This window comes from Bradyrhizobium sp. (assembly GCF_016213215.1).
Taxonomy (GTDB): Bacteria; Pseudomonadota; Alphaproteobacteria; order Rhizobiales; family Xanthobacteraceae; genus Bradyrhizobium.
Genome location: NZ_JACRAW010000026.1, coordinates 21,018 through 40,214, shown reverse-complemented (window position 1 = coordinate 40,214; position 19,197 = coordinate 21,018). Strand labels below are relative to the sequence as shown.

Here is a 19,197-nt window from a genome sequence, read left to right as displayed (position 1 = left end):
AGAATGCGGCCGGCCAGCATCACCTGAGTCCGCGATCGCATGTCCATGCTCACCCTCTATACCCGCGTCCTCGAGCTTCTCGGAAAGGAAGCCCGGCTGGGCTGGGTTCTCGCCGTGGCCAACCTGCTCCTGGCAGCCGCGCAATTCGCGGAGCCGGTGCTGTTCGGCCGCATCGTCGACGTGCTGTCGGGCAAGGCGGTGGCCGGCTCCCCTTCGGCCTGGCCTTTCCTGATCGCATGGGTGGCGTTCGGGTTGTTCACCATCGGTGCAAGCGCCGCGGTCGCGCTCTATGCGGACCGGCTGGCGCACCGACAGCGCCAGGAGGTGCTGACCGGCTATTTCGAGCACATCCTCCAACTGCCCCTTACCTTTCACACCGGCACCCATTCCGGCCGGCTGATGAAGGTGATGCTCAATGGCACCGACGCGCTGTGGCGGCTGTGGCTCGGCTTTTTCCGCGAGCATTTCGCCGCGATCCTGTCGGTGTTGGTGCTCCTGCCGCTCTCGCTCTATCTCAACTGGCGCCTGGCGATCCTTCTCTTCGTGCTCTGCATCGTCTTCACCGCACTGACCACCTTCGTGGTGCGCAGGACCTACGGCATGCAGATGGCGGTCGAGGAGCACTATAGCGACCTCTCGGCCCGCGCCTCGGACGCGCTCGGCAACGTGGCGCTGGTGCAGAGCTTCGTGCGCATCGAAGCGGAAGTGCAGGGCTTGCGTTCCGTGGCCGACCAGGTCCTGGCGGCGCAGATGCCGGTCCTGTCCTGGTGGGCGCTGGTCACCGTGATCACCCGCGCCTCGACCACCATCACCGTGCTCGCCATCTTCACCGTCGGCATCGCGCTGCACGGCCAGGGCCTGACGACGGTCGGCGAGATCGTGATGTTCGTCAGCTTCGCGACGCTGCTGATCCAGAAGCTCGAACAGGTCGTGAGCTTCATCAACAACGTGTTCATGGAGGCGCCACGGCTGCGCGAGTTCTTCAACGTGCTGGATGCGGTGCCGGCTGTCCGCGACCGTCCCGACGCCATCGATGCCGGCCGGCTGTCGGGCCTGGTCGAGTTCAAGGACGTGACGTTCTCCTATGACGGCAAGCGGCCTGCGGTCGAAGACCTCTCCTTCACGGCGCTGCCCGGGCAGACCATTGCCCTGGTCGGACCGACCGGCGCCGGCAAGTCGACCGCGATCGCGCTTCTGCATCGCGCCTTCGATCCGCAATCCGGCTTCATCAACATCGACGGCATGGACGTGCGCGGGCTGAAGCTGAGCGCGCTGCGGCGAAACATCGGCGTGGTGTTCCAGGAGGCGCTCCTGTTCAACCGCTCGATCGCGGACAACCTGCGCGCCGGCAAGCCCGACGCGACCGAGGATGAATTGCGGCTCGCGGCCCAGCGGGCGCAAGCGCTGGAGTTCATCGAGCGCAGCGAACGCGGCTTCGAGACCAATGCGGGCGAGCGCGGGCGGATGCTGTCCGGCGGCGAACGGCAACGGCTGTCGATCGCACGCGCCCTGCTCAAGGACCCCCCGATCCTGATCCTGGACGAGGCCACCAGCGCGCTCGATGCGGTCACCGAGGCAAAGGTCAATACCGCGCTGGATGAGGTGATGAAGGGACGCACCACCTTCGTGATCGCCCACCGGCTCTCGACCATCCGCAACGCCACGCGCATCCTGATGTTCGACAGCGGGCGCGTGATCGAAAGCGGAACTTTCGACGAACTGGTCGCAAAAGGCGGCCGTTTTGCCGAACTGGCGAAGGCCCAGTTCATGGTGCAGGAAAACGCCCGGGCCAGCATGCTGCCGCATGAAGCCGCTCGCGCTCCTGTCAAGGGCTAAGGGATTTTTGTACCGTCGAAATTCAGCCTGTTTCCTGTTTGAATTTGTCGCTCAAGCCCCTGTTCTCGACGAACGAGCCGGTATACTTTGCAGCCGCCGCGGCGGCGGCCCCGGACACGCTTCAAGCCCGAACCTCACATGGTGAACCGTCGTTGCCGACGGCTCTCGAAGAACCGGAATCGGATAGTGCATTTTCTTCGCCCGCTGCTTCGCAGATCTCCGTTGAATCTGTTGCTGATGACTGCCGCGCTGGCGCTCGTCGCTCCGTCGGCCGCAAGGGCCGAAGCGCTGTTGCTGGTCGAAGCCGATACCGGCAAGGTGCTTCAGGCGGAGAACGCGACCTATCCCTGGTATCCCGCCTCGGTCACCAAGATCATGACGGCGTATGTCACCCTGAAGGCGGTGAAGGACGGAAAAATCGCGCTCGACACTCTGCTGACGGTCTCTCCGGTCGCCGCTTCCCAGTCGCCGTCAAAGATGGGTTTCAGGCCGGGCACCCAGATTACCGTCGACAACGCGCTCAAGATGATGATGGTGAAGTCGGCCAACGACATGGCCGTGGTGCTCGCCGAGGGGGTCGGCGGCTCGGTCGACGGGTTCTCGGCGATGATGAACCAGACCGCTCGGAAGCTCGGCATGACGCAGACGAGCTACGTCAACCCGAACGGGCTTCCCGCCGACGGTCAGATCACCTCGGCGCGCGATCTTGCCATCCTGGCGCGTGCCGTCCTGCGCGATCTGCCCGAATACGAGTACTTCATGCACATTCCAGCGATCCGCTTCGGCCGCAGGGTGATGCCGAACTTCAACAGACTGATCGGCCGCTACCCGGGCGCGGACGGATTCAAGACCGGCTTCATCTGCGCCTCCGGCTACAACCTCGTGGCTTCGGCGACGCGCAACGGAAAGCGACTGATCGCGGTCGTGCTTGGCGCGTCGTCCGGCCAGACGCGCGCGATCAAGGCGGCACAGATGCTCGAGCGGGGCTTCTCCGGCGAAACCCTGTCGTGGCTGCGCCCCTCGCTCGGCGCGGTCGACAACCTAGTACCGGTCGACGCCTCGCCGCCCAACCTGCGCGAGGACATGTGCAGCGGCAAGCGCAAGCGTCCGGCCAGCGACGAGGACGAGGATTTGCTGATCAGCAGTGCCGCTGCCGGCAACGGCGACAATGCGATCAGCTTTTTCTCGGCAGGGTTGCAGCCACCGGCGATGAGAGCTTCCGAATTGCTTGCTGCCGCGCCCGCCGCGGCCGAGCCCGTTCCCGTCTATACCGGGCCGACCAAATCCGGAGCAGCGCTGATTGCCGCCGTCGCGGCCGATGCCGACAAGGACAAGCAGGTACATGCGCGCGGCAAGAAGTCGCGCCTTGCCGCGAAGAAGCCGGAAGCCGGAGAAAAGGCCGCGGCGAAGGATGCCAAGACTGAGGCCAAGACCGACACCAAGACCGACGGCAAGACCCGGACCGCGACGGCCAAGGACGCCAGCAAGAACGCAAAGTCCGAGACCAGGCCAGAGACCAGGTCAGAGACCAAACCGGCAGCCAAGCCTGCTTCGGTCAAACAGGTCGCGGCCAAGCCCGACGCCGCGCACAAACCGGCGGAAAAGCCTGCGGCAAGCGGCGATCAGCCCCCGCCCAAGCCGAAAGCGGCGGCAAAGCCCGCAGCCAAGCCGGGAGCCAAGAGCACAACCGGCGAAGCCAAACCCGCCGGTTAACGCGGACGGCCGACGACGACGCCTCGAGGCGCGCCCGTTCGGCTCGGTTCCACCGCTTGCCATCAACGGCGGCAAGCTCGATACTGCAGAAATTGAAGGCACAGGAGTGAGGCGAGCCCGCCTTCCATGCGGGATCGAAGGCAATAGGGGAACAACCATGGAGCGCATCTGGCTCAAGCACTATCCGGCCGGCGTGCCTGCTGACATCGACCCGACGCAGTATTCCTCGCTGGTCGAGCTGTTCGAGGAATCCTTCGCGAAGTTTGCCGACCGCAAGGCTTTCATCTGCATGGACAAGTCGATCAGCTATCGCGACGTCGACCAGATGTCGGTGGCACTCGCGGCCTACCTGCAGAGCCTGGGGCTGGCCAAGGGCGCGCGCGTCGCGCTGATGATGCCGAACGTGCTGCAATATCCGGTCGCCATCACCGCGGTGCTGCGCGCGGGCTATACGGTCGTGAACGTGAATCCGCTCTACACCCCCCGCGAGCTCGAGCACCAGCTCAAGGATTCGGGCGCCGAAGCCATCATCGTCCTCGAAAACTTCGCGCACGTCGTCGAGCAGGTCTACGCCCGGACGGCCGTCAAGCATGTGATCGTCGCCAGCATGGGCGACCTGCTCGGCTTCAAGGGCGTGATCGTCAACCTGGTGGTGCGCCGGGTGAAGAAGATGGTGCCCGCGTTTTCGATTCCGCGCGCCGTCGCCTACAACGCCGCGGTCGCGGCCGGCCGGAGCATGAGTTTCGTCAGGCCAACGATCGGGCCGGACGACGTCGCCTTCCTGCAATACACCGGCGGCACCACCGGTGTGTCCAAGGGAGCCACCCTGGTCCACCGCAACGTCGTCGCCAACATGCTGCAGAACGATGCCTGGCTGCAGCCGGCACTGGCCGAGCCGCCGCACGTCGAGCAATTGCTCATCGTGTGCGCGCTGCCGCTGTATCACATCTTTGCGCTCACCGCCTGCTTCCTGCTCGCGGTGCGCGCCGGCGGCTGCAACCTGCTCATTCCCAACCCGCGCGACATCCCCGGCTTCATCAAGGAATTGATGAAGTACCAGGTCAACAGCATCCCGGCGGTGAACACGCTATACAACGGCCTCTTGCACCACCCCGACTTCAAGAAGGTCGACTTCTCGAAGCTGAAGATATCCAACGGCGGCGGCATGGCGGTGCAGCGGCCGGTCGCCGAGCAATGGAAGAAGCTGACGGGCTGCGGCATCGCGGAAGGCTACGGACTGTCCGAGACGTCTCCGACGCTGACCTGCAACCCGGCGAACGCTGCCGAATTCAGCGGCTCGATCGGCATTCCCGTGCCGTCCACCTATATTTCGATCCGCGACGATGATGGAAACGAGGTGCCGCTCGGCCAGCCCGGCGAGATCTGCGCCAAGGGCCCGCAGGTGATGGTGGGGTACTGGAACAGGCCGGACGAAACCGCGCAGGTGACGACGCAGGATGGCTATTTCCGCACCGGCGACATCGGCGTGATGAATGAGGACGGCTTCATCAAGATCGTCGACCGCAAGAAGGACATGATCCTGGTCTCCGGCTTCAACGTCTATCCCAACGAGGTCGAGGAGGTCATGGCGAGCCATCCCGGCGTGCTCGAAGTCGCCATCATCGGAGTGCCGGACGACCGGTCCGGCGAGGCGGTCAAGGCCTTTGTCGTGAAGAAGGATCCGTCGCTGACGGCCGAAGAGCTGCTCAAGTTCTGTCACGAGCAACTGACGAACTACAAGGTCCCCAAATACGTCGAGTTCCGGACCGAGCTGCCGAAGACCAACGTCGGCAAGATCCTGCGCCGTCACCTTCGCGACGAGAAGAAGGACGCAGCGGCGGCGTAGGGCCGGCGAATCCGCCATTACGAGCCAACGCCGTCGCGCGGGAGGCCTGCGCCGTCATTGCGAGGCGCGAAGCGCGGAAGCAATCCAGACCGTCTCCACGGCGACGATGGCGGATTGCTTCGCGGAGCCTGTCATCGGGCGGCCGCTACGCGCCGACCCGTTGGCATGATGGAAAATTTGCAGCCACGACTATCACACGCCGGTGAAGCAGGTTTCCATATACCGCCAAAATGATCTAAAAGATGCTCGCTCATGAGGGAGAACGAAGGATGACGATCAAAGTTGGCGACAAACTGCCCGAGGCGAAGTTTCGCGTCATAAACGCCGATGGCGTGCAGGTCAAAACCACCGACGACATCTTCAAGGGCAAGAAGGTGGCGCTGTTCGCGGTCCCCGGCGCCTATACGGGCACCTGCCACAAGATGCACTTGCCGAGCATCTTCCTGAACGCCTACGCCCTCAAGAACAAGGGCGTCGACACCATCGCCATCGTCTCCGTCAACGACGCGTTCGTCATGGATGCCTGGAAGCGCGACACCGACCAGCGCGACGAGGCGATCTTCCTCGCCGACGGCAGTGCCGAGTTCACCAAGGCGGTCGGCATGGAGCTGGACGCCTCCGCCAATGGCCTCGGCATCCGTTCGAAGCGCTATTCGATGCTGGTGGAAGACGGCGTGGTGAAGAAGATCAACCTCGAGCCGATGCCGGGCAAGGTCGAGGTCTCCGGCGGCGACACGCTGCTGGCGCAGCTGTAATTCAGCCGTCGATTGCGAGGAGCGTCAGCGGCGAAGCAATCCAGACCGTCTCCGCGGCACAACTCTGGATTGCTCCGCTTCGCTCGCAATGACGACTTCGGAGCCTACTTGCGCACCCTTTGCTGCAGCCGCGCCATGGCGACGCCGTCGCGGGCGAGCTGATCGGCCCGTTCGTTCTGGTCGTGGCCGGCGTGACCCTTGACCCAGTGCCAGCGCACCTGGTGCGGTTTGAGCGCGGCATCCAGCCGCTGCCACAGCTCGGCATTCTTCACCGGCTTCCTGTCCGCGGTGCGCCAGCCGTTCTTCTTCCAGCCGTGAATCCACCCGGTGATGCCCTGCCGCACGTATTGGCTGTCAGTGTAGAGATCGACCGTGCAGGGCTTCTTCAGCGCCTCCAGCGCCGAGATCGCAGCCATCAGCTCCATCCGGTTGTTGGTGCTGTGCGGCTCGCCGCCCTTCAATTCCTTCTCGACCTCGCCGAACTTCAGGATCGCACCCCAGCCGCCCGGCCCGGGATTGCCCGAGCAGGCGCCGTCGGTATGGATCGTCACCAGCGGAAGCGCGTTCACACGACCAGCCCCGACGTAGAGAGACCATAGTCGCGCACGCTGTTCACGCTTTGGTGGAAGCGCAGCTTGCGGACATATTCCAGCGGGTCCTTCGGCTTGACCAGTGCGCCCGGCGGCACGTTCAGCCAGTCGACGAGGCGCGTCAGCAGGAAGCGGATGGCCGCGCCGCGCGCGAGCAGCGGCAGCGTGTCCTGCTCGGCCTCCGAAAGCCGGCGCTCGCGGCCGTAGGCATTGAGGAAGGCGCGCGCCTTGGTGACGTTGAAGGCGTGATCCGGCTCGAAGCACCAGGCGTTGAGGCAGATCGCGACGTCATAGGCCAGCATGTCGTTGCAGGCGAAGGTGAAGTCGATGAGTCCGGACAGGCGGTCGCCGAGAAAGAAGACGTTGTCCGGAAACAGATCGGCGTGGATCACGCCTTCGGGCAGATGCTTCGGCCAGACGCCGCTTTCGAGATAGTCGAGCTCGTCGCTCAGGAAAACGCGCAGGCCCGGCTGCACTTCGTCGGCGCGCGCGGCCGCCGCCTCGAACAGCGGCCGCCAGCCGGAGACCGACAGCGCGTTTGCTCGCGACATGGCGAAGTTGAGGCCGGCAAGATGCATCTTCGCCAGCGCCTGACCGACGCCGGCACATTGAGTGACGTTCGGCTTGCGCGGCCAGATGCCTTCGAGAAAGTTGATGATCGCGGCAGGACGGCCAGCCAGCTCGCGCAGCGCCTCGCCATCCCTGCCCTTCACCGGCAGCGGACAATTGACGCCTTTGGATGCCAGATGCGTCATCAGCGCGAGAAAGAACGGCAGGTCTCCCCTGGCGACGCGCTTTTCGTAGAGCGTGAGGATGAAGGAGCCGGCGGAGGTGTGCAGCAGGAAGTTGGAGTTCTCGACGCCCTCGGCGATGCCCTTGTAGGACAGGAGCTCGCCGAGATCGTATTGGCTCAAGAATTCCGCAAGTTCGTCGGCGGCAACGTCGGTATAGACCGCCATTCTCTTACGCCGCGTCGGGCCGCAGCGAGCGCGGCAGCGGGAAGAACTCGTTTTCCTCCGCGGCCGAAACCGTTTCCACGTGCAGGTGGTAGCGTTCGGCGAAGGCGTCCATGATCTCCTCGACGATCACTTCGGGCGCGGAGGCGCCGGCGGTGATGCCAACGCTCCTGATGCCTTCGAAGCGCTTCCAGTCGATGTCGCCGGCGCGCTGGGCGAGCACCGCGATCGGGCAGCCCTCGCGCTCGGCGACCTCGCGCAGGCGCTGCGAATTCGAAGAGTTCGGCGCGCCAACCACGATCAGGGCGTCAACGACCGGCGCCACCTTCTTCACCGCCAGCTGGCGGTTGGTGGTGGCGTAGCAGATGTCTTCCTTGTGAGGTCCGGAGATGTTCGGAAAGCGTTCCTTCAGCATCGCGACGATCCCGGCCGTGTCGTCGATCGACAGCGTGGTCTGGGTCACGAAGGCGAGGTTGTCGGGATTCTTCGGGCTGATGGTCTTGGCGTCCGCGGAGGTCTCGATCAGGGTCACGGCCCCGGGTGGCAGCTGGCCGAGCGTGCCCACCACCTCCGGATGATGGGAGTGGCCGATGAGGAGGATTTCGCGACCGCGCTTGAAATGGATCGCGGCTTCACGGTGCACCTTGGTGACCAGCGGGCAGGTGGCGTCCAGCGAGAACAGATTGCGCGACTGCGCCTCGGCGGGAACCGATTTGGGTACCCCGTGAGCGGAGAACACCACCGGTGCGGTCGTGTTATCGGGGATCTCGGAAAGCTCCTCGACGAAAATGGCGCCCTTGGTCTTCAGGCTGTCCACGACGTATTTGTTATGGACGATCTCGTGCCGGACATAGACCGGCGCGCCGTACATGGCGAGTGCCCGTTCCACGGTGTCGATGGCCCGTACCACCCCGGCACAGAAGCCGCGGGGAGAACAAAGCACGATTTTCAGATTTGGTTTGGCTGCCATGGGAGCGATCTCGGGACCGAATCACCCCTCGCCGGCGGGCAGAAAACGGTCAAATTGGTGCCTACGACTTGGGACTGCTTTCAGGCAGTGTCAAGGGACTTTAGCAGAAGCAATGCGCCGAACCATTGCGTAATCGCCGGGTCAGGGCTTATATAGGACCCAATTCCCGTCATCGCTGATGACCCCCGGTTTCGCCTCCAGAGAGGTGGGCGAAGCACAAAGGAGATTTGCCATGAGCAACGCACCTCTGATGCCCAAGGCGACCGCCGTCTGGCTGCTGGATAACACCGCGCTGACCTTCGACCAGGTCGCCGATTTCACCAAGATGCACCCTCTGGAGATCCGCGCGATCGCCGATGGCGACGCCGCCCAGGGCATCAAGGGCATGGACCCCATTTCGACCGGCCAGCTCTCCCGCGAGGAGATCGAAAAGGGCGAAAATGATTCGAACTATCGACTCAGGCTGCAGGAAACCAAGGTGACCCTGCCGCCCCAGCCCAAGCGCAAGGGACCGCGCTACACCCCGGTTTCCCGCCGCCACGAACGGCCGAGCGCCATCCTCTGGCTGCTGCGCAACCACCCGGAGCTGAAGGACGCCCAGATCATGCGGCTCGTCGGCACCACCAAGAGCACCATTGCCAGCGTACGCGACCGCACCCATTGGAACACCTCGGCGCTGACGCCGATGGACCCGGTGACGCTGGGGCTGTGCTCGCAGATCGAGCTCGATTTCGAAGTTCAGCGCGCGGCCAAGGAGAAGCCGGTCGATGCGGCTTACGGCGGCGCCACCCTGCTGCCGGCCTCGGAGACCACCCGCAAGGAGCCGGAATTCGAGCCGACCGAGAAGGCGAGCGACGACCTCAACGTCGATGCCGTGTTCGCCAAGCTGAAGACGCTCGGCGGCAAGAAGCAGGAGCAGGAATAGGCCGTCGCCCGCTCCGTATTTGAGCGGAGATTGCGCCCTGTCGCCGCCGACTAAGCTTTCGGCAGGCGATTCGAGGGGATTGGCGATGGCGGGCCTGTTGTTTCTGCTGGCGATCATTGCCGCGGGCGCGTCTCTGCTGTTCAAGAACGCGGCCGGACAGGTTTTTGTCGGCACCGATTGGGCGGTCGCGGTCTGCTCGACGTCGCATTTGTTTTGCCAGCATCCGGAATATCTGGCCTATGGCGCCGGCGGACTCCTGGTGCTCGCCATCGGCTTCAAGCTGGGCAGCCTTGCGCACTGAGCCGGCCCCTGTTCGCCGGGCGCAAAGATCATCCTTTCAAAAACGCAAGGCGCGATAGCGTTTCCGCTATCGCGCCCTGGAAATTGAAAGCGGCGGCGGGCCCCCACGCCCGTCGCCGCTCGCTGCGTCAGAACTTGTAAGTGACGCCAGCGCCCACCAGCCATGGGTCGATGTGAGCGGTACCGTTGACCGGGATCGCGCCGTTGACGAGCGCCGTATAATCCGGCCGCAGCCACAGCTTCTTCACGTCGACGTTGAGGCCCCAATGCTTGTCCAGCATCAGGTCGAAGCCGAACTGAACGGCGCCGCCGAAGGCGTTGCTGACGCTGAGGTTGGTGACGGCGAGGCCGCCCACCGGCACATTCGCGGCGCCCGTGTTGAAGAACACCGTGTAGTTCACGCCAGCACCGACATACGGCTTGAAGGCGCCGAGGCCGGTGAAGTGGTACTGCAGGGTGAGGGTCGGCGGCAGCAGCGTGGTCTTGCCGATCGGGAGGCCGTTCAGCGTACCGGTGCCGTCGATCGAATGCCTGGTCACGCCCAGGATCAATTCGGCTGCGATGTTCTTGGTGAAGAAGTAGGTGATGTCCAGCTCAGGCACGACCTGATTGCTGATCGACAGGCCGGAATTCGGCGAGGACAGCGCGGGGACACCCACGACGTTGACGGTGCTGCCGCCGGCGTCCGGAATCACGCCGAGCGCGCGCAGACGGATCATCCAGGGATTGAACGGCTCAACAACCGGTGCCTTGGTATAAACGGGCAGATCCGCAGCTTGAGCAGCGCCCACAGCTCCCAGGGTCGCCAGCACCAGCAGCGACGCCGTGTTCAAGATTGTCTTCTTCATCGAGTTCCCCATAGCCATTGTCGACGCGAGATGTGCGCGACCCATGCCTGTCAGAGCAGATACGGGGGCGATATGGGTTTGATCCTGATCAATTCGTGCGGGGCATGTTACAATTCAGTAACGGCGTTGCAAAAGAGCTACAGAAACAGCCAATGCAAGCAGTTCGCGACGGTACCGGAGTCATCTGGATCGTGATGAGCGGGCCAGTCGTTGCAGGATAGCCGCAGCAAGCGTTCTTCCCACAGCTCAAGGGCTGAGCACGCGATCGGAGTGATTCGGTGAGAGTTGATGCTGCTCCGAACTCACGACTTTCTTCAGAAACTCGGTACGCTGCACCAGGCCCTTGATCTTGTCGGTGCGGCCTTCGATCTCGTCTTCGTTGTCAGTCAGACGAATACCCCTGATCATCGTACCGCGCTTGAGCACGGCGGAGGAGCCCTTCAGCTTCAGATCAAGGTCACGTTGTCGCCGCCGGCCAGCAGCGTGCCATGCGGCTAACCGAGCTCGATCTCGTCAAAGACCTCATGCGAGAGGCCGAGGCTACCGATGGTCAGCACCATCCTCGCCTGCAGCTTTTCGTTGCCTTTGAGCCTGCCACTGGCGAGCGCATCGCGCACAGCCCGTTCGATCTCCCGTTGCGAGGTGATGCCGACCTTCTTCAGGAATCGGCGCAGGCTGGTGTTGAACAAGTCCTCGTCCATGACGGCCTCCCGCTGTGTTACGGTCGCTCCGGGTGGTTCAGCATGTATTCCCCGAGATTGCGCTGACGACGGTCGGCGCGCGCGATGGCCGCGCTGCGCTGGACGTCGCGATCCTTGCGGCAGGCAACGTATTCCGGCGAGCCGACCTTGACCCCATTGGCCTGGCATGCCGCGTCATCATCGTCATTGAGCGCCGCAACCGGCGCCTGGTTGCGCGCGACGCAGGCGGAAAGCACGACGGTGGCGAGCAGCAGCGCGAACAAAGATTTCGAATTCATAGTTGGCTTTGCCCTACCCTCATGGTGAGGAGCCCGCGAAAGCGGGCGTCTGGGACGATGCTCCGCATCGCCCGACGAACCATGAGGCCGCGCTCGGGCCTCATCCTTCGAGACGCGCTCCTTCGGAGCGCCTCACAGGATGAGGTTCACCGGAAAAATACGGCGTATTCAAGAAGCCCTTACACCCTGCCCTTGAGGGCGTCGCCGATTTCGTCCAGCACCTTGGGATCCTCGATGGTGGCCGGCATGGTCCAGGGCTCGCCGTCGGCGATCTTCTTGATGGTGCCGCGCAGGATCTTGCCCGAGCGCGTCTTGGGCAGCCGGCCGACGGTGATCGCCAGCTTGAACGCGGCGACGGGCCCGAGCTTGTCGCGCACCAGCGCGATGATCTCCTTTTCGATCTCGGAGGGGCTGCGGCTGACGCCGGCCTTCAGCACCAGGAAGCCGCAGGGCACCTCGCCCTTGACCGCGTCCTTGATGCCCAGCACGGCGCATTCGGCAACGTCGGGGTGCGAAGCGAGGATCTCCTCCATGCCGCCGGTCGAAAGCCGGTGGCCGGCGACGTTGATGATGTCGTCGGTGCGGCCCATCACGAAGACATAGCCGTCCTCGTCCTTGAAGCCGGCGTCGGAGGTTTTGTAATAGCCGGGAAACTCGCTCAAATAGCCGTCCTTGAAGCGCTCCTCCTGATTCCACAACGTCGGCAGGCAACCCGGCGGCATCGGCAGCTTGACCACGATCGAGCCCATGGTGTTGGCGGGCACCGGCCTTGCCGCCTCGTCGACGATGTCGACCTGATAGCCTGGCATCGGCACGGTCGGCGAGCCATGCTTCACGGGCAGCATGCCCAGGCCCACCGGATTGCCGGCAATGCACCAGCCGGTCTCCGTCTGCCACCAGTGATCGATCACCGGCACCTTCAATTGCTGTTCGGCCCATTCCACCGTCGGCGGGTCGGCGCGCTCGCCGGCGAGAAACAGTGTGCGGAATTTCGACAGGTCGTATTGCCGGATGAACTTGCCGTCCGGATCTTCCTTGCGGATGGCGCGGAAGGCGGTCGGGGCCGTGAACAGCGCCACCGCCTTGTGCTGGGAGATCAATCGCCAGAACGCGCCGGCGTCGGGCGTGCCGACCGGCTTGCCCTCATACATGATCGACGTCGCGCCGTGGATCAGCGGGCCGTAGACGATATAGCTGTGTCCGACCACCCAGCCGATATCGGAACCGCACCACCAGACCTCGCCGGGATTGACGCCGTAGAGGTTGAACATCGACCACTTCAGCGCGACCAGATGCCCGCCATTGTCGCGCACGACGCCCTTGGGAATGCCGGTCGTGCCCGAGGTGTAGAGGATGTAGAGAGGGTCGGTGGCCAGCACCGGCACGCACGGGGCGGTCTTGCCCGCATCGAGCGCGGCGCGGCGCAAGGTTGCCCAGTCATGATCGCGCCCGGCGCTCAGTTCGCAGGTGTGCTGCGGCCGCTGCAGGATGATACAAGCCCCCGGCTTGGCGCTGGACAGCTTGATCGCCTCGTCGAGCAGCGGCTTGTATTGCACGATACGGCCCGGCTCGATGCCGCAGCTTGCGGAAAAGATCAGCTTGGGTTGCGCGTCGTCGATGCGCGTCGCCAGCTCCTTGGCGGCAAATCCGCCGAACACCACGCTGTGCACGGCGCCGATGCGCGCACAGGCCAGCATCGCGAACACCGCCTCCGGCACCATCGGCATATAGAGGATGACGCGATCGCCCTTCTTGATGCCGAAATCCTGCATGGTCGCGGCGAGCGCCTGCACTTCCTTGAGTGCATCGGCGTAGGTGAAGCTGGAAACCTTGCCCGTCAGCGGGGAATCGTGGATCAGCGCGGTCTGGTTGGCGCGGCCGCGCTCCACATGACGGTCGAGCGCGTTGTAGCAGGTGTTGACCACGGCGCCGGCAAACCAGCGGCCGTAGGCCCCCTGGCCCGGATCGAAAATCTTGTTGGCAGGCTCGATCCAGTCGATCTCCCGCGCCGCTTCCGCCCAGAAGCCGGTCGGGTCGCGCATCGACCTGGCATAGACTTCATGGTAGCCGTTGGCAGTCATGGCGCTTCCTCAAGAGCTGATGTTGTTCCCGTCTATTGTCACGGGACAAAACGCCAGTTCAAGGCGCAAGGAATTGATCTGGATCAGCGTAAGACCGCGCTGGCGCGAATCTTCCCGACAGCTCAACGCGTTGCGGCTTTCAGCGTATCGAGACGGCGCTGCAGGGCTAGACGAAGGTCGTAGTCCGGCTGACCGAAGCGGGCATTTCGCGCTGCGATGAAGTCGCGCTGCGCCTCGCGCAACGCAACGGCAGTCCGGCGGCTCGATGTCTTGAGCAGGCGGGCATAGGTATCGGAGATCTCACGATCCAGTCCCCCCAGCTGCGGGTCCGCGCAGATCACCTTCTCCGCGGCGTGCTTCGCCGTGGCGCAGTCGAACGAGGGCTCGCTCGACCCCGGCAGCAGCCCGGCGCGGGGAGCCGCGCCGAACTTCTTGATCTCGGCCAGCATGATGCGGCGGCCGTTGGCGGCATTCTCGTTGGTCGGATCGAGGCGCAGTGCCGCCTCGTAATCGGCCAAGGCCTTGGTGCGATCGCCCATCTTCTTGAACAGCACGGCCCGGTTGTTGTGGGCGAGCGCGGACTTCGGATCGAGGCGTAAGGCCGTGTCGTAATCGCTGAGCGCCGAGCCAAATTCGCCCTTGAACTGGTAGGAATCGCCCCGGTTGGTATAGAACTTCGCGCGCTGTTGCAGCCGGATGGCCTGGTCGTAGTCGGCGATCGCCTTGTCGTACTCGCCCATGGCCGCATAGGTGAGGCCACGGTTGTCGAAATATTCCGGCACCTTGGGATCCAGCCGGATCGCCTCGCTGTCATCGGCGAGCGCCTTGTCCATCTGGCCGAGCTTCTTGTACGCGGCGCCGCGGTTGGTATAGGTGCGCGGCCGGACCGGGTCGAGGCGCAGCGCCTCGTCGTAGTCGCGCACGGCCTTCTCGTGGTCGCCTGAGAGATAGTAGGTCACGCCGCGGTCCGAATGGGCCTGGGCGTCGTCAGGCTTCAACCGGATCGCCTCGCTGTAATCGGCGATCGCGCGGTCGTACCTGCCCTGGTTGGTGTAGACGATGCCGCGCAGTTCATAGGCTTCGGCATCTTTCGGATCGAGCCCGATGGCCGTGCTCAGATCCGCCAGGGCCCGGTCGAGATTGCCCCCGGCTTCGCGCGTCAGGTCGCCCCGCAAGCGAAAGGCGCGGGCATTCCTGCGATCGATCGCAATGGCACGATCGAGATCGGCCACCGCCTTGGTCAAGCCGCCGGAAGTTTTGGCGTGGGCGTCGGCCCGCGCCAGCAGCGCGGACGCACGATCCGGGCCTGAACTCGCCGAATTGTCGATGATTGAACTGCAGGCGGCGATCAGGTCGAGCGGGGACGCCTTGCTCCCGGGCGCACACTCGACGCCGTCGCCGGCGGCGGCCTGGCCGGCCGCAAGGGCAAGGCCCGCCAACAGGCTGAAACCGAGCCGGGACGCCCGCAACGAAAACCGGGACGACAGCGACAGCTGCACGGGACTGAAAATGGCAAGCATGGCGCGGAACTCCGTAACGAGGGCTGTTCCATTGTCGCAATCGCGCCCGATTCGGTTCAAGCGAAAAGCACGCCCCGCGGCTGACGACCCAGGCCCCGGGGCGTGAACTTGTAGATCCGCAGCTTCAGGCAGGCGGTGTTCACCTTCACCCTTGAAGCTGCCATTCGAGGCGAACACCGGCGATTCCGCAATTGCCCAACAGCGGACATCCTCGTGAGGACCGGAAGAAGCACCGCCTCCCAAAGCTTACCGGCAGCGACTGGGGATACTGCCAATTCTTCTGCTTTGATTCACCGGCGATGATGTCGTCACTGGGCCCTGCGACGTGCGGGCGCAGTGGCCGGCCGCAGCTCCATTGTGGATACGCCCGCCGCAATGTTCACGCCCGTCTGCGCCTGCACCGATACCGGCTGCAAGGTGACCGTGCGGTCCGAGCCTCCGACCAGGACGTTGGCCCCAACTCCGACGCCAACGGTGCCACCGGCGGTCGCACCCGCATAGGTTCCTGCCAACGCCGCGCGGCGCAGCGTGGTCGGCGCAAAAACGGCCCAGGTCAGCTGGCCGCCGGACGTGGCGCCGATGTCGAGGCCAAGCGTGCTGACGGTGCCTTCATAAGCCTCGCGCGCCCTGCCCCTCGCCGATGCATAGATGCAGCTCAGTTGCCGCTGTCCCACGACAATCATGCCGACCCCGGGCGATATGTTGCAGGTGAGCATGCCGACCCTCGTTCGCCCGGCCTCCTGAGCCGTTGCCGGAACCATGGCGAGGGCGAGCGCCAGGGCGGCGCATGCGGTCGCGAGGTTGTTCAGCGTTGTTCTGTTCAGCGTTGCTTTGATCATGGGCGGCCCTCCAGAGACGTATTCGGATGGTCCCTCAATGCGGACCGATAGGGCGAGGTTCCTGTTGCTCGCACGTGCGAAGCCCAAAGACGGACTGAGCGCCGGAACCTGTCTCGGCGGGAAAGGTTCGAATGTGGGTTTCACGTGGTCCGCACGCGAAACGGACATCAAGCGTATGAGTATCCCCTAATAGCCATCTACGCCGTTGAGATCCTGCAACCGCTCACGCATCGCCTTTTTGAGGTCGTACCCCGGGCGGCCGAAAGCGGCATTGCGGCGGGCAATGAATTCGTCCTGCTTTCTCTGCAGCGCTCGTACGGCGGGTGGGCCCTCGGACGCCGCCTCTCGCAGCACCCGGGCATTTGCCGCATAGATCTCGCGGTCGAGGTCGGCGAGTTCGGGATTAACGCAGATCGCCTTCTCGACCGCGCGCCTGGCGGTGGCGCAATTGAAGCTCGGCTTGCCTGCGACCGCCATCTGCGCGCCCAGCCGCTCCAATTCCTGCGCCAGCGCCCTGTGGTTGGCCTTGGCTTTGGCGTGATCGGGTTTCAGCTTCAGCGCCGCGTCGAAATCGTGCACCGCCTTCACCCGGTCGCCCTTCTTACGCCACAGCTCGCCGCGCGCATTGAAAATGTCGGCCAGCATCGGATCGAGCCGCAGCACCGCGTCGTAGTCGGCGATGGCGCGATCGGCCTGGTCTCGCCGCGCAAGCACGCCGGCACGCGCAATCAGCGCCTTGAGGCGGTCGCCCCTTGCCGTCTTCTCGTTGTCGATGACGTCGGCGCAGATCGAGAGGACCCTGTCATCGTCCCCTGCCGCAATCGCGGCAAGGCAGGGCGCGGCGTCGATCTGCGGCGGCGCCGCCGGCTCGCCGGTCGCGCACAAGCCGGGCGAAGAGTAAAGGCCGAGCACGAGCACGATGGCCAGTCCCGGAAGCAGAGCTGGACGACGGCACGGCATGGTTTTCGTGGAGACCCTCACAATGCTCGCTGGGCGTAGTCGTGCGAGAGCCGATATCGCCCCACGCCGCAACGATAGGCCATCAGCGGGATAAAGGCGATTCGCCTTGAACCAAATACCGCTCCGCCGGACTCACCGTTCATGACCACTTTGACACAGGATGGTCGCGTTCGCGCCGCGGTAGCAGCGCCCGCGCGATATTTTTATTTTACATGGCGCTGGCGTGTGCGGCCGTCGCCTTCCTGGGCTTTGCCCCGACTTATTGGGTTCCGCTTGCCCATCGGACATTCTCGGGCAGTCCGGTGGTTCATTTCCACGGCTTCTTGTTCTTCACCTGGACGCTCTATTTCGCGTTCCAGGCCTGGCTTGCCGCGTCCGGGCGGCTCGCGCGGCACAGGTCGCTCGGAATCGTCGGTGTGTCGCTTGCGACCGCGATGACTATCTTCGGCTTCCTGGTAGCGGTTCATTCGATGAAGCAGGGTGCCGCAACCGGGCAAACCGAGGCGGGCATCGCTTTTTCCATCGTGCCGCTGAGCGGGATCGCCTTCTTTGCAACCGTGTTCACGCTGGCGATCGTCTATACGCGCCAGCCGGAGGTTCACAAGCGCCTGGTTCTGCTCGCCAGCATCTCGCTGCTGGATGCCGCAGTGGCACGCTGGTTCCTGACTTTCCTCGCCCCTGCCGGCCCTCCCGGCCCGCCGCCGGTTTCGGTGACCATCGCGCCGGCGCTCGTGGCCTATCTGTTGCTCATTGCGGCCATCGTCCACGACCGGCGCACGCGCGGCAGCACGCATCCCGTCTATGCTTATGGCGGCATCGCGCTGCTCGCGGTGAAGCTCCTGAACTGGCCGATCAGCATCACGCCGGCCTGGCACGCAATGGCGGGCGGCATCCTGGCACTGGCGCAGTAGCACCGTGACTAGCTAGGACGCCTCCAACTCCGTCACGCTGCGAGGCCGTAAGGTTTTATCCGCCGTCATCGCGAGCGGAGCGAAGCAGTCGGGAAATGTATCCGCGGAAGCCGCTCTGATTGCTTCGTCGCATCGCTCCTCGTCGTCGTCGAGAGCGCTCGCATTTGGTCGCCAGCACCTCAGCTCTTGCAGGTGATCCCGCCGTCGACGACGAGCTCGATGCCCGTGACGTATTTCGACTCGTCGGATGCCAGGAACAGCGCGGCGTTGGCGACGTCCCAGCCATCGCCCATGTGTCCCATCGGCACCTGGGCATCGCGCTTGCGCCACATCTCCTCCACGTCGCCCTGGGCATAACTTGCCGCGAGCCCCGCCGAATGTTCGACCATCGGCGTCTTCATCAGACCGGGCAAGATCGCATTGACGCGGACATGGTGGCGGGCGAACTCGACCGCGGTGGTACGGGTCATCTGGTTCATCGCCGCCTTGCTCGTGCCGTAGGTGACGTAGGAGATGCCGACATGGCGGATCGAGGCGATCGAGGAAATATTGATGATCGAGCCGCCGCCCTGCCCGATCATGAGCGGGATGACGTGCTTCATCGCCAGATACGCACTCTTCAGGTTGACGGCGAAGACGCGGTCCCACTCGGCTTCGCTCACCTCGACGACGCTGCCGGTCTCGGCGATGCCGACATTGTTGTCGAGCACGTCGATGCGGCCGTAGGCCTTGAGACACGCAGCGACCATGGCCTCGATCTCGCTGGCCCTGGAAACGTCGGCGGTGAAGGCCATCGCCCTGCCGCCCTCGCCGTTGATGATGCTCGCCGTCTCCTCCGCGGCCGCCCCGTTGCGGTCGACACAGAAGACCTGCGCGCCCTCGCGCGCGAACGTCACCGCGGTCGCCTTGCCGTTGCCCCAGCCCGGCCCGATCGAGCCGGCACCGACAACCATCGCCACTTTCCCCTTGAGCCGATCCATCGACGTCTCCCTTACTTCGCCTCTTGTCCGCAGACCCTCATTGTCCGTCAATCGTCTGGTTGCCATTGAAACCAGCAGCCGGCAAGCCACTCCCGGCCGGCGATCGGGCCACTGGCAGGGCGAACAGGCCTGCAGCAACATCCCATACCCGACATGGCCAGCGCGTCCGACTGGCATGAGCCGACCTC

17 protein-coding genes and 2 pseudogenes are annotated in these 19,197 nt (G+C 64.3%); 7 read left to right on the top strand and 12 right to left on the bottom strand.

The features are described from left to right. Positions 1-39: 39 nt before the first annotated feature. The 4 genes from HY852_RS06570 to HY852_RS06555 all read left to right on the top strand — a co-directional run bounded on the left by HY852_RS06570 (position 40) and on the right by HY852_RS06555 (position 6,150). On the top strand, positions 40-1,836 hold the full coding sequence (locus HY852_RS06570) for a glucan ABC transporter ATP-binding protein/ permease (RefSeq protein ID WP_291603582.1): 1,797 nt from the start codon (positions 40-42) through the stop codon (positions 1,834-1,836). Between the two features lie 186 nt (positions 1,837-2,022). After that, positions 2,023-3,549, top strand: coding sequence for a D-alanyl-D-alanine carboxypeptidase family protein (locus tag HY852_RS06565; RefSeq protein WP_291603581.1), 1,527 nt, complete (start codon positions 2,023-2,025; stop codon positions 3,547-3,549). A 157-nt stretch (positions 3,550-3,706) separates the two neighbouring features. Next, a complete protein-coding gene (locus HY852_RS06560) occupies positions 3,707-5,395 on the top strand; it encodes a long-chain fatty acid--CoA ligase (RefSeq protein WP_291603580.1) in 1,689 nt (562 codons plus the stop codon). Positions 5,396-5,664: 269 nt separating this feature from the next. After that, positions 5,665-6,150, top strand: a complete 486-nt coding sequence (locus tag HY852_RS06555; protein ID WP_291603578.1) for a peroxiredoxin — start codon at positions 5,665-5,667, stop codon at positions 6,148-6,150. A 104-nt stretch (positions 6,151-6,254) separates the two neighbouring features. Here the strand turns inward: HY852_RS06555 and rnhA are convergent, their stop codons facing one another. The 3 genes from rnhA to ispH are packed head-to-tail and all read right to left on the bottom strand — an operon-like array spanning position 6,255 to position 8,666. Continuing rightward, positions 6,255-6,719 (bottom strand): ribonuclease HI, encoded by a 465-nt coding sequence (gene rnhA, locus HY852_RS06550; RefSeq protein WP_291603576.1) that lies wholly within the window; start codon positions 6,717-6,719, stop codon positions 6,255-6,257. Further along, positions 6,716-7,699: a homoserine kinase gene (locus HY852_RS06545; RefSeq protein ID WP_291603574.1), complete on the bottom strand. Its 984-nt coding sequence runs from the start codon at positions 7,697-7,699 to the stop codon at positions 6,716-6,718. Before HY852_RS06545 ends, rnhA begins: the two co-directional genes overlap by 4 nt. A gap of 4 nt (positions 7,700-7,703) precedes the next feature. Continuing rightward, positions 7,704-8,666, bottom strand: coding sequence for a 4-hydroxy-3-methylbut-2-enyl diphosphate reductase (gene ispH, locus HY852_RS06540; RefSeq protein ID WP_291603572.1), 963 nt, complete (start codon positions 8,664-8,666; stop codon positions 7,704-7,706). Between the two features lie 232 nt (positions 8,667-8,898). Between ispH and HY852_RS06535 the strand changes: the two genes are divergently transcribed. Next, positions 8,899-9,591, top strand: a complete 693-nt coding sequence (locus tag HY852_RS06535; RefSeq protein ID WP_291603571.1) for a DUF1013 domain-containing protein — start codon at positions 8,899-8,901, stop codon at positions 9,589-9,591. Between the two features lie 85 nt (positions 9,592-9,676). Then, the gene (locus HY852_RS06530; RefSeq protein WP_291603570.1) at positions 9,677-9,892 is read left to right on the top strand and encodes a hypothetical protein; all 216 of its coding nucleotides are present in this window, start codon (positions 9,677-9,679) and stop codon (positions 9,890-9,892) included. A gap of 127 nt (positions 9,893-10,019) precedes the next feature. Here the strand turns inward: HY852_RS06530 and HY852_RS06525 are convergent, their stop codons facing one another. From HY852_RS06525 to HY852_RS06490, 8 genes and pseudogenes are all read right to left on the bottom strand, one after another. Next, positions 10,020-10,739 carry an OmpW family outer membrane protein gene (locus HY852_RS06525; protein WP_291603569.1) on the bottom strand — a complete coding sequence of 240 codons (720 nt, stop codon included), beginning with the start codon at positions 10,737-10,739 and terminating at the stop codon, positions 10,020-10,022. A 309-nt stretch (positions 10,740-11,048) separates the two neighbouring features. Continuing rightward, positions 11,049-11,221 (bottom strand): annotated as a pseudogene (locus HY852_RS06520) (PhnA domain-containing protein); the annotation flags it as partial. Positions 11,222-11,233: 12 nt separating this feature from the next. Further along, positions 11,234-11,440, bottom strand: a complete 207-nt coding sequence (locus HY852_RS06515) for a DUF6494 family protein (protein WP_291603568.1) — start codon at positions 11,438-11,440, stop codon at positions 11,234-11,236. A 17-nt stretch (positions 11,441-11,457) separates the two neighbouring features. Next, complete coding sequence (locus tag HY852_RS06510; RefSeq protein WP_291603566.1) at positions 11,458-11,718, bottom strand: hypothetical protein; 261 nt, start codon at positions 11,716-11,718, stop codon at positions 11,458-11,460. Positions 11,719-11,897: 179 nt separating this feature from the next. Beyond that, complete coding sequence (locus HY852_RS06505; protein WP_291603565.1) at positions 11,898-13,799, bottom strand: propionyl-CoA synthetase; 1,902 nt, start codon at positions 13,797-13,799, stop codon at positions 11,898-11,900. A gap of 122 nt (positions 13,800-13,921) precedes the next feature. After that, on the bottom strand, positions 13,922-15,319 hold the full coding sequence (locus tag HY852_RS06500) for a tetratricopeptide repeat protein (RefSeq protein WP_291603564.1): 1,398 nt from the start codon (positions 15,317-15,319) through the stop codon (positions 13,922-13,924). Positions 15,320-15,627: 308 nt separating this feature from the next. Continuing rightward, the gene (locus HY852_RS06495) at positions 15,628-16,158 is read right to left on the bottom strand and encodes a DUF992 domain-containing protein (protein ID WP_291603563.1); all 531 of its coding nucleotides are present in this window, start codon (positions 16,156-16,158) and stop codon (positions 15,628-15,630) included. Between the two features lie 186 nt (positions 16,159-16,344). Next, positions 16,345-17,118 carry a hypothetical protein gene (locus HY852_RS06490; protein ID WP_291603561.1) on the bottom strand — a complete coding sequence of 258 codons (774 nt, stop codon included), beginning with the start codon at positions 17,116-17,118 and terminating at the stop codon, positions 16,345-16,347. 141 nt (positions 17,119-17,259) lie between these two features. Between HY852_RS06490 and HY852_RS06485 the strand changes: the two are divergent. Then, a pseudogene (locus HY852_RS06485) lies at positions 17,260-18,029 on the top strand (hypothetical protein). Positions 18,030-18,208: 179 nt separating this feature from the next. On the opposite strand, the gene HY852_RS06480 reads toward HY852_RS06485, so the two are convergent. Beyond that, entirely contained in the window at positions 18,209-19,009 is an 801-nt protein-coding gene (locus HY852_RS06480; RefSeq protein WP_291603558.1) for an SDR family NAD(P)-dependent oxidoreductase, read from the bottom strand. Positions 19,010-19,197: the final 188 nt, after the last annotated feature.